Source organism: Candidatus Uhrbacteria bacterium, assembly GCA_016187485.1.
Taxonomy (GTDB): Bacteria; Patescibacteriota; Patescibacteriia; order UBA9934; family UBA10169; genus JACPJO01.
Genome location: JACPJO010000002.1, coordinates 32,943 through 50,953, shown reverse-complemented (window position 1 = coordinate 50,953; position 18,011 = coordinate 32,943). Strand labels below are relative to the sequence as shown.

Below are 18,011 nucleotides of genomic sequence, written 5' to 3'. Positions count from 1 at the left end.
GTGCTTATGATACCTCAAGACCGATCCGAAGTGCCTCCCCAACATCAAAGGTCTCCATTCCTTCGACTTCACGCACCTCGAGAGCATCTGCGTGTGTGGCCTTGAGGATCATTTCTCTGTGCGTGGATAACGCATGCGGAAGAATCTGGGCGTTGGGATCTGGCAAAATAGACAAAACGATCTGCTCGGCTACCGTGAGCCCCTTTTGTTTGCGCATATCATTCACCCGCCGGATCACTTCGCGCGCTATGCCTTCAGAGATGAGCTCGGGCGTGAGAGTGGTGTCGAGCTCGGCTGCCAGTTGCCCGTTGCCGGGTTCCTGTTTCACTTCTTTCACGTTCACTTCGTCCGCAATGATCTCAAGAAGTTCATCTGATAATTCGCCCGCAGACGTTACAGTAAGCTTCGCCAACGGCTGGCGGACGGGGATTTTCGCCGCAGCACGACGCTCAAGCGCAATTGTGACAATGTTTCGGACAAGATGCATCCCCTGGAGTACCTCCACACGAGATACGCCATCACTCGAGACTGTTGGCCAGTCCTCTAAATGCACGCTCTCCTTCTCCCCACCCAAATCTCGATACAGCTTCTCGGCAATGAACGGGGTAAATGGTGCCAGGAGTTTGGAGAGTTCGAGGAGCACATGACGAAGCGTCCCCATCGCCGCCTGTTTGTCGGCTTTGTTGTCACTCTTGAACCGCTCACGCGAGCGACGAACGTACCAGGTCGAGAGATCGTCGATAAACTCCCGGATGAGCCGGCACGAAAGAGGCGTGTCGTAGGCATCGAGAGCAACCGTGAGAACCGCGGCGAGCTCATCAAGCCGCGCCAAAATCCACCGGTCAAGCACATATACAACACTCGGTGTCGTTTTTGACAACACCGAGTGTTGTACCTGGTACTGCTTATAAAACTGCGCGCAGTTCCAAAAGAGATTCAAAACCTTCTTTACCACCTCATCCACTTCGCGATCGGAGAAAAAGAGGTTGTCCGCTTTCATGACGACCGAACTCATGAGGTAAAACCGTAACGCATCCGCGCCGAACTTGTCCAAGATGATGTCGGGGTCGGTGTAGTTCTTTTTGGACTTTGAGAGTTTCTCACCTTTTTCGTTCAGAATCGTACCGGTCGTCACGACATTTTCAAACGGCGCACGGTCAAAGAGGATCGTGCTCATGACATACGACACATAGAACCACGCGCGCGTTTGCGCAATGTATTCCGCTACGAATTGCGCGGGGTAACGTTGTTTGAACAGTTCGTTGTTCTCAAACGGCGCGTGAAGCTCCGCAAACGGCATGGAAGCAGACTCCACCCAACAATCAATCACCTCGGGGATGCGCCTCATCTCCCCGCCGCAGTCGCATGAAAGAACGACCTCGTCGATGAAAGGTTTGTGCAGATCAAGATTCTCAAGTCTCACCCCCGATCCATACACCGCGTCGAAGTTTTTCGCTTTTGTTCGAAGTTCCTCAACCGAACCGATGCACGTCATATGTAACACGTCCTTTTCACATTTCCAAATCGGAATCGGCGTGGCCCAATAACGGTTACGTGAGATGTTCCAGTCCGGCGCGTTCTCGAGTCCATGCAAAAACCGCCCATGCTTCAAGTGTTCAGGATACCAGTGGATGTCCTCGTTCAACTCGAGCATTCGCTGTTTGATTTTTTGGATATTGATAAACCACGCCGGAATCGCGTTGTAAAAAAGTGGGGTAGAGCAACGCCAGCAGTGCGGATAGCTATGTGTGTTCTGCTCTTTTTTGAAGAGCAGCCCGCGCGCAGCAAGATCATCTTTGATCACCTTTTCTGCTTTTTTGAAATACTGCCCACGAATAAGCTCCGGCGCTTCTTCATTAAAATGTCCCTGTGCATCCAATAGCGGCACAACGGGCAAGTCGCGATCGAGTCCAAGTTTGTAGTCGTCTTCACCGTAAACTACGGCCGTGTGTACGATGCCTGTACCCTCGTCGGTTGTCACAAAATCCGCCGTTGTCACGTAGTGAGATTTCCTCCCCGTCGCCGCAAGCGCTGGAACCTCAAAAAGCGGCTCGTATTCAACCCCATCCAAATCGGTGCCTAGCACCGTTTTACTGAGTATTTCGGTACCTGGCACCAAATTGCTGAATGTTTTTGCAAAAATGAGATGTTCCCTGGACTGCACAGCGACAGCATATTCAATATCCTTCCCCACCGCGAGCGCCACATTTCCAGGCAGCGTCCACGGCGTCGTCGTCCATGCCAAAAGATACGTATTCTTCGGCAGGCCGTGTGACGCCGGGTCCTTCACCTTAAACTTCACATACACCGACTCTTCCGTAACATCTTTGTAACTGTTATCCATCGCAACTTCAAAATTCGAAATTGGCGTTTCGCAACGCGGACAATAGAGAAGCACTTTGCGTCCTTCGTACAACAACCCTTTCTCCCAAATCTGTTTTACTCCCCACCACACCGACTCCATATAGGGAGTATCCATGGTCTTGTACGCATGCTCGAAATCCACCCATCGACCGATTCGTCGTACGGTGCGCCCCCATTCGGTTGCATACTTCAACACGCACTCACGGCATGTGCGATTAAATTGCTCCACGCCTTTTTCTTCGATCTGCTTCTTGCCGGAAATCTCCATCTGCCCCTCAACGATATTTTCAATGGGAAGGCCGTGGCAATCCCATCCCCACACGCGACGGACATGATAGCCTTGCATGGTTTTGTAACGCGGAATAACGTCTTTGATCGTCGAGGCGAGAATGTGCCCGTAGTGAGGAAGGCCGGTTGCAAATGGCGGTCCATCGTAAAAGACAAACTCCCCGTGCGGAGCATTCTTTTCAAGCGTCTTTTTGAAGATTTCTTGTTTCTCCCAAAACTTGAGAACTTCTTCTTCCATCTCGGGAAATGGCCGTTTTTGATCCATAGAATGAGGGTATGCTAACACAATGCTATAATGGCGTCATTATGGAACAAACGCGAATCTACCTCGGGGCCGACCATGCGGGTTGGGAGTTAAAAGAGGCCATAAAAGAACACCTTGCGACGGAGCATTATGAGGTCGTGGATCTCGGCAACGCTCACCTTGTTCCCGACGACGATTATCCCGATTTTGCCCGGCCGACCGCCCTGCGCGCCGCCACGGACGCAGGGAGTAAAGGCATCGTGATTTGCGGGAGCGGGCAAGGGTCATGCATGGCTGCCAATAAAGTAGCCGGTGTGCGCGCTGGCATTGGCTACACAAAAGACGCGGCACGGATCATGCGTGAAGACAACGACGCGAATGTCTTGTGTCTCGCCGGCCGCGTTCTCTCCAAAGAGGAGGCCATCGCCATTGTCACAATGTTTTTGCAAACTCCCTTCTCCAACGCCCCGCGACATGCGCGCCGCATCGCCAAAATGGTATGACCGAGATCCTTCCTGCCATTCTTGCCGAATCCAAAGAGCAGTTTGTCACACAGCTCCGTGCCGTGGAGGCCTACGCATCTGTGGTGCACGTAGACGTGTTGGACGGCACACTCTTCCCCCACATGAGTTGGGCCGACGCGCGCGCCGTAGGATCACTCGATACGTCTGTACAGTTTGAACTGCACCTCATGGTGGAAAATCCGCTTGCCGTCGCACGCACATGGAAAGAAGAGGTAACCGGGCTCTCGCGCGTGATCTTCCACGCCGAACTCGATCGCCAGCACGAGCCTATCATCGAAGCGATTCATGGCATGCATCTTGATGCCGGCCTCGCCTTGAATCCAGAAACGCCCGTCGAGGAAGCGCACCACGCCATTCATCTTCTGGACGAACTCCTTCTCATGACCGTCCACCCAGGCGCTTCGGGACAAGGAATCGGCGACCCCGCGCACGGGATTCACGAAGATGATCTCTTGGCGAAAGTCGTGGAAATTCACCGGCGCTATCCCGACATCTTGCTTGGCGCCGACGGGGGGGTAACAGCCCAAAATATCCTCCGCTTCCTTCAGGCCGGAATCACCCGTTTTTGCGCGAGCTCAAGCATTTTTGCAGGGAGAAATCCACATACGGCGCTAGAAGAGATGAGAAAGGCGCTTGGAATGTGATATACTTTTCCTACTTATGACTATCTCTATGAAATCTCTCCTCGTGCGCGTATTCGCGTTCTTTGCGAGTATCTCGTTGCTCCTCCCTGCCGTCCCGGTGCGCGCCGCTTCTACGATTAGCCTAAGCCAACTTCAATCGGGCATGCTCATTCGCGGCACATCTCGTTCTGCCGTCTATTACTACGGGGCAGATGGTTTCCGTTACGTGTTCGTAAATGATAAGACGTACTTTACCTGGTACAACAACTTCAACGACGTGAACTGGCTCACGGATGCCGATCTCGGCACTATTCAGATCGGCGGAAACGTCACGTACCGTCCGGGCAGCCGTATGATCAAGATTGATACGGACCCGAAAGTCTACGCCATCGGCCGGGGAGGTTCCTTACACTGGGTCTCTACCGAAGCCGTTGCGATTGCTTTGTTTGGAAGCACCTGGAATAAGCAGATTGATGACGTGCCGGATGGCTTCTTCTCGAACTACACGCGCAGCAGTGATGTCACAGACTCTTCCCAATACAACACGGCGAGCGTAAAGGCGTCGGTCCCGGACATCAATACGGATAAAGACTTGAAAGCGCCCGTTGTCATGAACATTAGTGCAGGCGGTTACACTCCTATCCTTGCGACTATCCAGGCAGGCCGGACCGTTCGCTTCACCAATTTGGACACGGTCAATCACACCGTGACATCCGACGACCTTTCCTGGGGATCGGGAACCATGAGTGCGGGAATCGTCTTCTCAAGGACATTCAAGACCCCGGGAACGTACACATTCTTTGACAGCTACCATCCGCAATTTACGGGAACGATTATTGTCCAATAGAAGTTGCAGAGTGCCACGTTGCAAAGTTACTGCGTGGGAAGATACGGAGACGGGGCACGCACCCCGTCTTTGTTGTTTCTGCTATACTATCCGTGCTATGCCCTCTCCTTTGCACGACCGCAAAATCAAAGAGTTGGAGGTCCGCGCCAATGACATGCGCCAGGACCTCATCAAGATGCTTCTGCGCGCAAAGTCCGGGCACTCGGCCGGCCCGCTTGGCATGGCGGACATTTTCGCGGCGCTGTATTTTCACGTGTTAAGCCACCGCCCCAAGCAACCTGCATGGAAGGACCGCGACCGACTTATCCTCTCAAACGGCCATATTTGTCCTATCCGCTATGTTGCAATGAGCCACGCAGGATATTTTCCAAAGAAAGAACTCGCCACCCTCCGACAACTCGGCACACGGCTGCAAGGACACCCCGAACGTGAGAGGCTCCCCGGCGCGGAGACAACTTCGGGACCGCTTGGAGAAGGCATCGCGCAAGCAGCCGGCATGGCCTACGCGGCCCGCATGGACGGCGCTTCCTGGCATACATACTGCGTGATGGGAGACGGCGAGCTTGAGGAAGGGATTTGCTGGGAGTCGTTTCTTTTCATTGGAAAATACGCCCTCTCTAACCTCACAGTGATCGTGGACCGCAACAACATTCAGATTGATGGGTTCACAGAGGACGTGTCGCGCCTCGAACCGTTACGGGACAAATTTGAAGCGTTCAATTTTCATGTTATGGAAATAGACGGACATAATGTGGAGGAGTTCGTGGACGCATGTGACGAGGCAAAGTCCGTATACAAAAAGCCGAGTGTGATTATTGCCCACACGATTCCAGGAAAGGGCGTAGATTTTATGGAGGGGAAGCCCGAGTGGCATGGGAAACCGCCGAATGCGGCCGAGGCGCGCCAAGCTCTTGGAGAACTGCGCACGCTTGGAGGGAAAATATCATCCGAGCACGAGTAGCATATGATCCGCCCATCGGCAAAACTTATTTCGGATCTTTTTGGCAAGCCGGAGGAAAGGGCCACCCGTGTTGGATATGGCGAGGGGCTTGTGGAAGCGGGGCAAATGGACGAGCGTGTCGTTGTGCTCTGCTGTGACCTCACGGAGTCCACCAAAAGTGATGCATTCCAGAGAGTGTTTCCCGATCGATTCGTGGAAATGGGAATCTGCGAGCAGGCTATGGCAGGAGTCGCGGCGGGCATGGCTCTGGCAGGCAAAGTACCGTTTATCTCAAGCTACGCTGCCTTTTCCCCCGGACGGAATTGGGAACAAATCCGCACGACGATCGCCCTCGGAAATACGAATGTAAAGATTGCAGGAGCGCACGCAGGGGTCTCGGTAGGACCGGACGGCGCCACGCATCAGGCACTGGAAGACATCGCCACCATGCGTGTTATGCCAAACATGGTTGTGATTGTCCCTTGTGATGCAGAAGAGGCGCGTAAAGCAACCGTAGCGGCGGCCACGCACACGGGACCCGTGTATCTTCGGTTCGCCCGCGCCGCAAGTCCCCTGTTCACCACGAAAAAGACCCCCTTCCATATTGGTCGGGCAGAAGTGTACCGAGAGGGGAACGATATTGCCATCATCGCCGCCGGACCTATTCTCTATGAGGCCTTAAAGGCTGCGCGGGATCTGGCAAAAAGGAATATTGAAGCGCGCGTCATCAACTGCCACACCGTAAAGCCCCTCGATGAAAAAACAATCTTGAAGGCCGCAAAAGAGTGTGGCGCTGTTGTCACCTGTGAAGAAGCACAGATTGCTGGGGGTCTCGGCGGCGCAGTGGCGGAACTCCTGACGGCGACATGTCCCGTGCCTATCGAGCGCATCGGGATGCGCGATTGCTATGGGGAGTCAGGAGAACCGCAAGAACTCTTTGTTCGGTTCGGCCTCACGGCCCGCGATATTGCCCGCGCCGCCTCGCGCGCCGCACAGCGGAAACACCTATGACAGACATTCTCACCATCGGAGACACAAAAATGGACGTGTTTATTGATCTGGGGAAGAAGGCACGCATCGCCTGTGACATTGACCGCCCGCGCTGCATGCTCTCCATGAAATTCGGCGAGAAAATCCCCGTGGATTCGGCAGTAAGCATGGTTGCAGGAAGCGCAGTCAATGTTGCCATCGGTGGGCGACGGCTCGGTCTGAAAACAGCCGCGATGAGCGTAACGGGAGACGACGGAACCGCAATGCTTGCAAAAGAACTCCTCCGCCGTGAACGCGTAGAGACAACGTTCCTCAAAAAGGAGGACGGAACAAAAAGCAGCTTCTCCGCTGTTCTTAACTTTGAAGGTGAAAGCACCATCCTTGCCGTCCACGAACCACACACCTATATTCTTCCGCGGCGCCTCGGGTGTCGCTTTGTTTTCGTAAGCGAGCTTGGAATCTCCTACGAGCCACTTTTCCGCGAACTTGCAAGACGCGCAAAGAAGGGGGAGTTCCGTCTCGGAGTGAATCCGGGAGCTGTCCAGCTTGAAAAACTCCACCCTTCGCTTTATACACTCCTCCGCGCTGCTGATGTTCTTGTCGTAAACGCCGCGGAGGCTCAACGTCTTGCCCTTCACGAGACAGACCATGTGCCCTCTCTTCTCCATAAACTTCAGTCTCTGGGGCCGCGAACGGTTTTGGTAACTGACGGAGCGCGCGGTGCTTATGGTGTCTCAAATGGAGAAATCCTTTTTGCCCCCGCCGCACGAGCGAAGCGCGTGGAGACAACGGGGGCGGGCGACGCCTTCACAAGCGGGTTTTTGGCTGGTTATTTGCGCGGTCTTGGACTTGCAAAGAGTATGACCTATGGCATTTTCAACTCTGCCTCTGTTGTGGAACATGTCGGTCCGCAGGCAGGGCTTTTATCACGGGCCCGCTTGTCCAAACGCATCACCGCTTCTCCTTCCTACACTCCCACATCCGTATGAACCGCATTTTCATTCTCCCGTTCGATCATCGGTCAGGGTTCGACCACGAACTTCTTGGATTCCCCTATCCACCAGAGAATACCGCACAGAAAAAACGCGTGCAGCACATGAAGCGTGTCGTCTATGAGGGGTTTCTTCGCGTCTATAAAGCGTCTCCACACAAAGAATCATTGTTCCTTCTCGTCGATGAGGAGTTCGGCACGCCGATCCTCAAAGATGCAAAGCGGCGGTGCATCCCTTTTGCCCTTACGATCGAAAAAAGCGGGCAAGAAGAATTCGATTTCGCTCACGGACAAACATTTGGCAAACATCTTCTTTCTTGGAAACCGGCCTACGCGAAAGCTCTTGTGCGCTATAATGTTCGCGACGACAACGGGCGGCAGTTGGCGCGCCTCAAGCGACTCTCGACATTTTGCCGAACACATCACATTCCCTTTCTCTTCGAGCTTCTTCTTACAGGCACGGGTTCACGGATTTCTCAAATGCAGCGTGCGCTACGAGAGATCACGAGGGCGGGCGTGCAGGTAGACCTTTGGAAAGTGGAAGGGCTTGGGACACCACAAGAATGGCGCCGCGTGCACGCACTGACCGGTACGGCAGACATCGTCGTCTTGGGGCGAGCAGGAAGTACCGCGGAAGTCCGACAATGGCTCAAAACGGCAGCCAAAAGTGGCGTGGTAAACGGCTTCGCTGTCGGCCGCACTATTTTCTTCCCTCCCCTGAAGCGCTATCGTGATAAAAAGATTTCCCGTGCAGAAGCTGTTACTAAGATCGCGCGGGCGTTCCAGCAATATATTGACTCTTTTTCTGCATGGCTATGATCTACGATGTCGTTACCATTGGCGCGGCCACACGGGATGTATTTCTCGTATCAGACGCCTTTCAAGTATTTAAGAGCAAGCGCTTCTCCACAGGGCTCGGCGAATGCGTGGCGCTCGGTTCGAAGGTGGACGTACAAAAAATTTTTCTTTCAAGCGGCGGCGGGGCGACCAATGCAGCGGTGACGTTCTCCCGACTTGGATTTAAAACAGCGTGCGTGGCGCGCGTGGGGGAAGATACGGTGGGACGAGACGTGACGGATGAGCTTGCCGCCTACGGCATCGAAACGAAACACCTGATCCGCGTTGCGAATGAACCGACAGCATACTCGACCCTCCTTACGACAAACGACGGCGAACGGACAGTCCTTGTATTTCGCGGCGCCTCGAAAACCTTCACGCCAAAAGACATAGATGGAGATATTTTTAAGAAGACACGGTGGGTCTATCTCACCTCTCTTGGGGGAAACATCACGCTTGGCAAGCGTATTATTGACGCGTGCCGGAAGGCAGGGGTCCATGTGGCATGGAATCCTGGAGCACAGGAAATTCGTGAAAGCGCAAAAGACATTCGCGAGCTTCTAAAGCGTGATGTGAGTGTGTTCAATGTGAATCGAGAAGAGGCTGCGGCTCTTACTGGAGCTCCGCGGGAAAACATTCTGAAGCTTTTTGAAGGTCTCTCACCGGAGAATCACCGCGTGCGCATCATCACCGACGGAGAAAACGGCGCCTATCTGTGCAACGGTGGATCGTGCTATCACAGCGGCACGAGCGGAAAACCAAGCATCTCGCGCACAGGCGCAGGCGACGCATTTGGAAGTGGCGTCGTAGCCTGCCTCATGATGGAGCATGGCATCTACACGGCTCTGCAGGTGGGCACCTTGAATGCCGAGAGCGTGATCCAATCGCTTGGTGCCAAACAAGGAATTTTGAAAAAGTTTCCAAGCAATAAATTGCTGGCTACCATCCCTGTCACTACACTATGAAACCTCTCCGTGTTTTTCTCACACGTCCCGTCCCCGACGAAGGTATCCGTCTGTTGAAGAAGGACCCGCGCATTTCGCTTTCCGTCTATCCGCACGATCGTGTCATCTCCAGGATTGAGCTCCTTCGCTCCATCAAAAAAGCCGATATGGTATGGACGATGCTTACCGATCGCGTGGATGATGAGTTCTTCGTTACCGGATCACAGGTGAAGTTCGTCGCAAACTACGCAATCGGGTTTGATAACATTGACCTTGCATCGGCAAAGAAGCATGGCGTGTCCGTGGCAAACGCCCCCGCGGAGGAAATCGCTGAATCCGTTGCGGAGCACACCATCGCGCTTATGTTTGCCCTGGCGCGCCGCATTGTTGAATCCGATATGTTCACGCGTGCTGGAAAGTATCACGGATGGGGACCGAACCTCTTGCTTGGCACAGACCTTATAGGAAAGACCGTAGGGATCATCGGCGCCGGACGTATTGGCGGCATGGTGGCACGGAGGCTACGTGATGGATTCGGTCTCAAGATTCTCTACCACAACCCCACACGCGATCGCCGTTTTGAAAAAGAGCACGGGGCTTTGTATCGCCCCCTCCCGCGCCTACTTAAGGAATCTGATTTTGTCACTCTTCACGTTCCGCTTCTCCCTTCTACACGCCATCTTATCTCCACACCTGAACTTAAAATGATGAAGGGGGCGGCGTTTCTCATCAACACGGCGCGCGGGCCCGTGGTAGACGAGCTGGCACTTACAAAAGCGCTGGCAAAAAAGGAGATCGCGGGGGCAGGGCTTGATGTGTATGAGTGCGAGCCGTTTATTGATTGCAACCCCCACGACCGGCTCGATCTCCGGCGCATGAAGAATGTGGTGCTTACTCCTCACACAGCCAGCGCCTCGCGGGAAGCACGCCAAGCCATGAGCCGTGAAAGTGCAAAAAACATCCTTGCGTTCGTACACGGAAAAAAAATTCCACACTTGGTGCAGTGATTGACAGCGCACGTCGTCATTGATACGATGCCGCCGCTTTCCTCGGGGCCACTAGCTCAGTTGGTAGAGCACCACATTTGCAATGTGGGGGTCAGCGGTTCGAATCCGCTGTGGTCCACCAAAAAAAATTAAGTTATCCACACGTTGGATAATTTTTTTTCCCAAACACGCTACAATGTATACACTCGAGCAAGAATTTATCTTGCGAGAAATCTAAAAAGAAAGGAGGTGACAAAAACATTATGGCAAAAAAGAAAGCACGTAAGGTTGCAAAGCGCAAACCAGCAGCGAAGAAGCGCAAGGCTGCAAAGCGCCGCGCCTAGTCAAGAAAAAATCTCCACGAAATGCTCGCGGAGATTTTTATTTTTTGCCTATGGCTCACGGGAGGCGTCTCTCCAGCTGTTGGGCAACAACTTCTGCCACGTCTCGCTCTTCGAGTTTATTGATCCCAATGCATTCTTCAATAGGAATCTGGTACGTCCGCACGGGCAGTCCCTCCGAAACCGCCATAGCAATCACATCTGTCAAATAATACTCTTCCTGAGCGTTTTTATTTTGCACGTTCTCGATATGATTCCATAGCCATTCGGCGTCAAACACATAGAAGCCCGCATTGATCTCACGTATACGAAGCTCTTCTTCCGTTGCGTCCTTCGCCTCACGGATCGCATGAATCAGCCCGTCCTCATCACGCATAATCCGCCCGAGTTGCTGGAAAATTCTCTGCCACCCCGTATAACTCTCAACCACCCCAACCGCGGCCATGATAGGGCAAGGTTTTTTTATGTGGTACTCCACAATTTTGCGAATGGCGCGCGCACTGATGAACGGGACATCCCCGTACATGACAACGAGCCGTTTGGCGCCTGCAAGCGCGTCCTTTGCTGCGAGAACAGCGTGCGCTGTCCCAAGTTGTTTGGCTTGAAGAGTGCAGTGGCCTCGTGCTCCAACAAACGTACAAATTTCTTCTAATCCCGGTCCATAGACGACAACAGGGGGGCCGTCTACCTCCGCGCTCTCGACAGCCTCTAAGAGCCACGCAAGCATAGGTCTGCCTTGAATGGGTACCAGGACTTTGGGTATTTCGAGCCCCATTCTTTTTCCTTTCCCAGCTGCCAAGATAACAATTTTTGTATCTTCAAATGCCATAAACCGCTCCATAGTAGCCCAGCAAAAGTGATCTGACAAGAATGCCATCCTTGACAAACTCTCCCCACGCCCTACGATGGATAGTATGGATGAACAAACTCTCCCACTTGGAATGATGCCGCAAGAACTCTGGCCAAAGATTGGCGAGCAGGGGCATGGAGTTGTGCGATGGAGAGAGACCGACACGTACGAGCTGCTCCTCCATGCGCACGCGAGGCCGGGGTACATCCCCCTCCACATCCATCAAGCTGACCGCTTTTATCTTGTGGTGAAGGGGACGCTCACGGTCATTAGTCAGAAGTCTTGCGTCACTCTGGAACCTGGAGCAAGTGTCATCATCCGTGCCGGACAGTCGCACGGATTTATGATGCCCGAAGAGGTGGTACGCTACATCACGATCAGTATGGGACCGGGGCACGCGGCACCGAATCTCCTGCCTGCACATATTCAAAAAATCTTCGCGTCCATGGCACATGATCCATCAACGCTCCGCACATTTACGCACACACATCAGTGGAACGATCCTTATTCCGAGATCGAGCACCATACCATTGAATGGGTACGCTCCTCTCTGCTTGCCCCCGTGCCATCTCCCTTTGTCTTTGAGCAACGTGAACTTCAGACATTCCCTATGCGCGGGTGGCAGGTAGGCGAGCACACATGGATTATCAAAGTTCGCCATCGTGCCGTTTCTCTTACCTACGAGGAACCAGAGGGGGTTCCTCGTTTGCGTGTACGAGAGGTTTTTGCCTTCAGTCCCGGCCTCGATCGTAAGGACCCGCGCATCACCATACTTAAATAAAACACCCCGACGGTTTTTCATCGAGGTGTTTGTATCAAGCCCATTGTTCTGGCGACGACCTACTCTCGCCATGTGACTACCATCGGCCCGGACAGGCTTAACGGCCGTGTTCGAGATGGGAACGGGTGTGGCCCTGCCGGAAATGTCACCAGAACAATGCGCTCAATACAAAGTGATCTTTACAGGTAGTGGGTGAAGAGCTGGACCGATTAGTACCGCTCGGCTTCACGTGTTACCACGCTTCTACCTGCGGCCTATCAACCTCCTCGTCTCGGAGGGGTCTCATACGAAGGCTTATCTTGGGATCAGCTTCGCGCTTAGATGCTTTCAGCGCTTATCCGAACCGAACGTTGCTACCCGGCAATGCCCTTGGCAGAACAACCGGTACACAAGAGGTTCGTCCATTCCGGTCCTCTCGTACTAGGAATGGGTTCCCTCAACCTTCAACGCTCATAGTAGATAGGAGACCGACAATATGTTACTTCCACAATTGTGGAGGAACACAATTTCTTGTGTTCTCTGCATGTCGCCATGCAGTTCGGACTATATCTTTTCCGCAAATGGCGGAATTCGACATATAGTCTCTGAGGGTTTTACATCGCTTGTATTTTTTTCCGTCGATACCGACCGCCACCATTCATCTGGTATGCGATCTCGAAAATCTTTTTTACTCCGTTGGTGTTCCGGTGTTCCCCCTTTTCCATCAGCTGTACAACTCTCGCAAACAGTTGAAAGTCTTTTACTTTCTCCGTCTGGAGGTTATGCCGCTGAAAGAAAGGGATGATTTTCTTTAGAAGATCTCCGCGATCCCGTACAACATATACGTACGTCAAATCGGAAGAACTTGTTCTATGGTTTGGTTTTACATACCCACAACGAAAGAAGTCCACAAGCCTATCAAGAACTTGGCGACTGCTTATACGTTGGGAGACGTGGAATTCTGGGATGATTTTCCATCCCGTCTTCATGTGTGCATCTTTATAGAGCGCCACATGAAAGCTTCCTTCCCCATCCACAAAACCACTGATATACCACGGTTGAAGACGATGTAATCTTCCCTGCTGATTGCCTGCACTCAACACATTTTCACGTGCCATATTTAATAAGCATAGCACGTAGTGTGAGATTCTTTGAGCCTCTACTCCTGTTGAGACTCATTCAGGGTTTCCAGCATATAGTCGAATTTATAGACAGCGCGGTTTTGTCCACTGTCTCACGACGTTCTGAACCCAGCTCGCGTACCGCTTTAATTGGCGAACAGCCAAACCCTTGGGAGCTTCTTCACCCCCAGGATGCGATGAGCCGACATCGAGGTGCCAAACCAGGCCGTCGCTGTGGACGCTTGGGCCTGATCAGCCTGTTATCCCCGGAGTAGCTTTTATCCGTTGAGCTTCCGCCGTCCTATGTCGTACGGTCGGATCACTAACTTCCGCTTTCGCGACTGCGCGACGTGTCAGTCTTGCAGTAAAGCTGGCTTGTGGGTTTGCCCTTTCAGCGCGATTTCCATCCGCGCTAAGCCAACCTTTGTAAACGCCTCCGTTACTTTTTGGGAGGCTACCGCCCCAGTCAAACTACCCACCAGATACTGTCCTTCGAACCGGATTCACGGTCCGAAGTTAGACTTCAAATAACGCAAGGGTGGTGTCTCATTGGCGCCGAAGCTCCCACCTACGCTCAACATGCGAAATCTGAAACCAATACCAAGTTGTAGTAAAGCTTCACGGGGTCTTTTCGTCTAACTACGAGTAAGGAGCATCTTCACTCCTCTTGCAATTTCGCCGAGTTGATCGTTGAGACAGTCGTCAAGTCGTTATGCCATTCGTGCAGGTCGGAACTCCAATGTTAGTCATCATGTTGCCATGATGTTCAGACTATACCTTCATCTTCCCACCACCTTTAGGAGATCTTCTTTCGTATAACGCCTCGCCCCAAAATTGTTCATTTGATAGGCGACATCAATGATCTGTCTAATACCAGACGAACATCGATGGTGTTGCGTGTGCATGAGGTAACAAATATCTCGAAACGTTTCAAAGTCTTTCTGCTTCAACGTTCTGAGAGGATACTGCTCGAAGTGCGGAATAATCTTCCAAAGAAGATCTCCCAGACTTCTCACTTCATATTTGTATGTATCATCATGGATGTTGTAACGGATCGTGCCACACCCGAAGTATGTCTTGATGTGCTCTAGCACATTTATACTTCTCTTGTGTTGGCTGATGGTGAAACTTGGCCTCGCTTCAATTCCCATCGTCATCTTTTGACGAACAGAAAAGGAAACGAGAAAGCTCCCTTCACCATCGACGAATCCAGATACATACCATGGATTAATCTCCATAGGTTGGTCTTATCAGGAAGAGCCAGCGTGTTGTCCCGCACCTGCGGAACCTCCCCTTTCGGGTCAGTCGTTACGGGGCCCCACCTTTAGCGGGGCTTCCCACGGGATTTCCTCATTGAGGATTCCCCGTTATGAGCTGGATTGCTTGTATCATGTTACCACGATACTCGGGCAAGTTCTCTCCGACCACAGAGGAACATGGTTCACCCGACAAGGAATTTCGCTTTCCGTTTCCTTTGGACGGAGGACTATATCTTCACCCTGATTGCACCAGGGGCACGGCGTTTAGTCTCTGAGGGGTCCCCGCCACGGAGGACTTCCCTGCTGATCCCAGTTGGCAACTGGTTCCCAGCAAATAGCCATGTTTGGACCAACTCTACATTACTGTAGAGTGAGGCAGCACTTCATTTGTTTACCCACTCACCGTAATCGTCCCAGTCCTTCTCCGTACTTTCGCTAAATTTAGCCAAAATACGGAAAACCTTAGGACGATTATAGTTATCGCCGGCGTTCATCCGCGCTTCAGTCGAAGGCTGCCGCCCTTGCGGGCATGACCCCCTTCCTTAACGTTCGGACACTGGCCAGGCATCAGCCCCTATACTTCACCTTACGGTTTTGCAGGGACCTGTGTTTTTGGTAAACAGTCGCTTGACGTCTTTCGCTGCGGGTCGCTCCCTCCCGGGAGCAACCAGGCCTTATCCCGAAGTTACGGCCGCTTTTTTGCCTAGTTCCTTAACGATCATTCTCTCGTACGCCTTGGCACATTCATGCCCACCCACCTGTGTCGGTTTCCGGTACGGGTTCGTTTACGTTAACCCTAGAGGCTTTTCTTGGTTCCGCTTCCCCTCCTCTCCCTCGGTGTAACCCGAGATTGCGACAACCCCGGAGCTTGCGGCTTGCGGATTTTCCTACAAGCCACTCCAGAGTTCCTGACGTCATAGCCATAGGACGCAGGAAGGTACACGGAACGTCCCCCCATCAGAACGTAAACGAAGTGCTGGAATATTAACCAGCTGTGCATCGACTACCCCTTTCGGGCTCGCCTTAGCTCCCGACTCACCCACAGACGATTTGCGTAGCTGTGGAAACCTTGGGTTTGCGGCGGACGGGGTTCTCACCCGTCTTTTTGCTACTTATGCCAACATTCTCTCTTCGTGCCGCTCCACCACACCTCGCAGTATGGCTTCAGCGCTGACACGAATGCTCTCCTACCACGTCCCGCCAAAGGCGGGACATCCTCAACTTCGGTACACCGTTTAGCCCCGATTCATTTTTGGCGCAAGAAAACTTGATCAGTGAGCTGTTACGCTTTCTTTAAAGGATGGCTGCTTCTAAGCCAACCTCCTGACTGTATAAGTCTTCTCACCACCTTTTACACTTAACGATGATTTTGGGACCTTAGTTTGAGATCTGGGCTGTTTCCCTTTCGACGTATGGAGCTTCGCCCCCATCGTCTGACTGCCGGGATCATCTGCTGGTATTCGGAGTTTGGTTAGGACACCTACCCGAAGGCGGTTGTCCCATTCAGTGCTCTACCCCCAACAGACTGTAACCGACGCTAGCCCTAAAGCTATCTCGGAGAGAACCAGCTATTACCGAGTTCGATTGGAATTTCTCCGCTAACCACAACTCGTCTCCGTGTTTTGCACAGCACGTGAGTTCGGGCCTCCATCCCGCTTTCGCGGGACTTCACCCTGGTCATGGTTAGGTCACCCGGTTTCGGGTCGTGTGCATGCCACCTTCTAGCCATGTTCAAGAATGAGAAACTCATCCTTGAACATTGCTAGAGACGCACGTTAATGCTTGCTTTCACTCTGGCTTCATCCCGGAGGACTTAACCGGCGACATGCAGCACACTCGTTGGCTCATTCTTCAATAGGAACACCGTCATCCCTCTTCACCTTGCGGCTACGGAGGGACTCCGATTCCTTGTAAGCAGATGGTTTCAGAAACTATTTCATTCCCCTTCCGGGGTTCTTTTCAGCTTTCCCTCGCGGTACTTGTTCACTATCGATCCATAGACGTATTTAGTCTTAGCACATAGTCGCGCTAGGTTCCCACAAGATTTCTCGTGTCTCGTGGTACTTAAGAATGCGCACCACACGTCGTGTTGATATTTTGGATACGGGACGTTCGCCCTCTTTGGTTCTGCGTTCCAGCAGATTCTCCTATAACACAACGATCATGTCGCCTTTCAAGGGAAAGACGCGCGCGCATCTTGCAACCCTCCGTGGACAACGGCCCTTGCCTTTCACGCCAAACGGATGAATATCAATGATACCCACTTTGTTCAACGCTTCATCCACGAAGTTTAGACTGTTCCCCGTTCGCTCGCCACTACTAGGGGAATGTTCTCGTTGTTGTATACGAAAGCTCCCAATGGAGAACCTTCGTATACACAACGAGCTATCTTTTTCTTTTCCTCTGGCTACTGAGATGTTTCACTTCACCAGGTAACCTCCCAACACCTATGTATTCAGTGTTGGATGATCTGACTTCTTCAGACCGGGTTTCCCCATTCGGAGATCTCCGGATCAAAGGTTGCTTGCCACCTCCCCGAAGCTTATCGCAGGCTGCTACGTCCTTCATCGGCGTCTATGGTCGAGCCATCCACCATCTGCCCTTATGCTCTTCACCCACTATCTGTATAGATCTGGCATGTAAAAATTCCTCATCTACGGCGTTATGGGGCCCCGTCAGCTCGTCGTCGTACAAAAAGTACGACTCCGACGCTGACTCCCCATGCCTTGTAGTTGAGGCTTTTTCCATGCCATCGCCACACGCATTTCTGCGTGCGACATTGTTTGTATTGGTGTGTAAATTGTGAAGGTTCCGTCTGGCCTTCACGCCAGAGCACTGATTCGATGCCCGGAGCAATGCTCTGTAGTGAAACAAAATTCCCGCGAATCGCGGGAACATCAGACGCACCCTAAGAGGGGGTTTATGGCGTGTGATGTTTCCGCAACGATTGTTCTACGATGTAGTTCATGTTGGGTTCACCACGCGCTTCCCTCCGTCCCTCCATCTCATCTCCACGTTCCGGGGACACAGAAGCCGTGTATAAAGCGGAGGTATCTTATCGTAGGCCCTTCTCCCTGTCAATAGCCTCCTCGCCGCTTTCTA

Annotated in this window: 12 protein-coding genes, 1 tRNA gene and 2 rRNA genes; 11 read left to right on the top strand and 4 right to left on the bottom strand. The window is 52.6% G+C overall.

Features of this window, described 5'->3' with window-relative positions:
* Positions 1 to 4 precede the first annotated feature (4 nt).
* A complete protein-coding gene (locus HYW18_00715; protein MBI2484662.1) occupies positions 5 to 2,917 on the bottom strand; it encodes an isoleucine--tRNA ligase in 2,913 nt (970 codons plus the stop codon).
* 41 nt (positions 2,918 to 2,958) lie between these two features.
* Here HYW18_00715 and HYW18_00710 point away from each other — a divergent pair, with 41 nt between their 5' ends.
* The 10 genes from HYW18_00710 (at position 2,959) to HYW18_00665 (ending at position 10,720) form a co-directional block, all read left to right on the top strand.
* Positions 2,959 to 3,399 carry an RpiB/LacA/LacB family sugar-phosphate isomerase gene (locus HYW18_00710; GenBank protein ID MBI2484661.1) on the top strand — a complete coding sequence of 147 codons (441 nt, stop codon included), beginning with the start codon at positions 2,959 to 2,961 and terminating at the stop codon, positions 3,397 to 3,399.
* Entirely contained in the window at positions 3,396 to 4,064 is a 669-nt protein-coding gene (locus HYW18_00705) for a hypothetical protein (protein MBI2484660.1), read from the top strand. Before HYW18_00710 ends, HYW18_00705 begins: the two co-directional genes overlap by 4 nt.
* Before the next feature lie 16 nt (positions 4,065 to 4,080).
* A complete protein-coding gene (locus HYW18_00700) occupies positions 4,081 to 4,890 on the top strand; it encodes a cupredoxin domain-containing protein (GenBank protein MBI2484659.1) in 810 nt (269 codons plus the stop codon).
* Positions 4,891 to 4,987: 97 nt separating this feature from the next.
* Complete coding sequence (locus HYW18_00695) at positions 4,988 to 5,851, top strand: transketolase (protein MBI2484658.1); 864 nt, start codon at positions 4,988 to 4,990, stop codon at positions 5,849 to 5,851.
* A 3-nt stretch (positions 5,852 to 5,854) separates the two neighbouring features.
* Positions 5,855 to 6,841 (top strand): transketolase family protein, encoded by a 987-nt coding sequence (locus HYW18_00690; GenBank protein ID MBI2484657.1) that lies wholly within the window; start codon positions 5,855 to 5,857, stop codon positions 6,839 to 6,841.
* Positions 6,838 to 7,809, top strand: a complete 972-nt coding sequence (locus HYW18_00685; GenBank protein ID MBI2484656.1) for a carbohydrate kinase family protein — start codon at positions 6,838 to 6,840, stop codon at positions 7,807 to 7,809. Before HYW18_00690 ends, HYW18_00685 begins: the two co-directional genes overlap by 4 nt.
* Positions 7,806 to 8,630 carry a DUF2090 domain-containing protein gene (locus tag HYW18_00680; protein ID MBI2484655.1) on the top strand — a complete coding sequence of 275 codons (825 nt, stop codon included), beginning with the start codon at positions 7,806 to 7,808 and terminating at the stop codon, positions 8,628 to 8,630. Before HYW18_00685 ends, HYW18_00680 begins: the two co-directional genes overlap by 4 nt.
* Positions 8,627 to 9,613 (top strand): carbohydrate kinase family protein, encoded by a 987-nt coding sequence (locus HYW18_00675; GenBank protein MBI2484654.1) that lies wholly within the window; start codon positions 8,627 to 8,629, stop codon positions 9,611 to 9,613. Before HYW18_00680 ends, HYW18_00675 begins: the two co-directional genes overlap by 4 nt.
* Positions 9,610 to 10,599: a D-glycerate dehydrogenase gene (locus tag HYW18_00670; GenBank protein ID MBI2484653.1), complete on the top strand. Its 990-nt coding sequence runs from the start codon at positions 9,610 to 9,612 to the stop codon at positions 10,597 to 10,599. The genes HYW18_00675 and HYW18_00670 overlap by 4 nt, the downstream gene beginning before the upstream one ends.
* A gap of 45 nt (positions 10,600 to 10,644) precedes the next feature.
* Positions 10,645 to 10,720: transfer RNA gene (locus HYW18_00665), tRNA-Ala, on the top strand.
* A gap of 257 nt (positions 10,721 to 10,977) precedes the next feature.
* Here HYW18_00665 and HYW18_00660 read toward each other — a convergent pair.
* The gene (locus HYW18_00660) at positions 10,978 to 11,748 is read right to left on the bottom strand and encodes an NTP transferase domain-containing protein (GenBank protein ID MBI2484652.1); all 771 of its coding nucleotides are present in this window, start codon (positions 11,746 to 11,748) and stop codon (positions 10,978 to 10,980) included.
* A gap of 85 nt (positions 11,749 to 11,833) precedes the next feature.
* Here HYW18_00660 and HYW18_00655 point away from each other — a divergent pair, with 85 nt between their 5' ends.
* Positions 11,834 to 12,550, top strand: a complete 717-nt coding sequence (locus HYW18_00655) for a cupin domain-containing protein (GenBank protein ID MBI2484651.1) — start codon at positions 11,834 to 11,836, stop codon at positions 12,548 to 12,550.
* A gap of 46 nt (positions 12,551 to 12,596) precedes the next feature.
* Here the strand turns inward: HYW18_00655 and rrf are convergent.
* Together rrf and HYW18_00645 are read right to left on the bottom strand one after the other, a co-directional pair.
* Positions 12,597 to 12,703 (bottom strand): 5S ribosomal RNA (rrf, locus tag HYW18_00650).
* Positions 12,704 to 12,741: 38 nt separating this feature from the next.
* Positions 12,742 to 17,525: ribosomal RNA gene (locus HYW18_00645) — 23S ribosomal RNA — on the bottom strand.
* Positions 17,526 to 18,011: the final 486 nt, after the last annotated feature.

Coding starts and splice junctions, on each gene's coding strand:
- HYW18_00705 (MBI2484660.1), top strand. CDS start 3,396: ATGACCGAGATCCTTCCTGCCATTCTTGCCGAATCCAAAGAGCAGTTT.
- HYW18_00670 (MBI2484653.1), top strand. CDS start 9,610: ATGAAACCTCTCCGTGTTTTTCTCACACGTCCCGTCCCCGACGAAGGT.
- HYW18_00655 (MBI2484651.1), top strand. CDS start 11,834: ATGGATGAACAAACTCTCCCACTTGGAATGATGCCGCAAGAACTCTGG.
- HYW18_00680 (MBI2484655.1), top strand. CDS start 7,806: ATGAACCGCATTTTCATTCTCCCGTTCGATCATCGGTCAGGGTTCGAC.
- HYW18_00715 (MBI2484662.1), bottom strand. CDS start 2,917: ATGGATCAAAAACGGCCATTTCCCGAGATGGAAGAAGAAGTTCTCAAG.
- HYW18_00710 (MBI2484661.1), top strand. CDS start 2,959: ATGGAACAAACGCGAATCTACCTCGGGGCCGACCATGCGGGTTGGGAG.
- HYW18_00690 (MBI2484657.1), top strand. CDS start 5,855: ATGATCCGCCCATCGGCAAAACTTATTTCGGATCTTTTTGGCAAGCCG.
- HYW18_00675 (MBI2484654.1), top strand. CDS start 8,627: ATGATCTACGATGTCGTTACCATTGGCGCGGCCACACGGGATGTATTT.
- HYW18_00700 (MBI2484659.1), top strand. CDS start 4,081: ATGACTATCTCTATGAAATCTCTCCTCGTGCGCGTATTCGCGTTCTTT.
- HYW18_00685 (MBI2484656.1), top strand. CDS start 6,838: ATGACAGACATTCTCACCATCGGAGACACAAAAATGGACGTGTTTATT.
- HYW18_00695 (MBI2484658.1), top strand. CDS start 4,988: ATGCCCTCTCCTTTGCACGACCGCAAAATCAAAGAGTTGGAGGTCCGC.
- HYW18_00660 (MBI2484652.1), bottom strand. CDS start 11,748: ATGGCATTTGAAGATACAAAAATTGTTATCTTGGCAGCTGGGAAAGGA.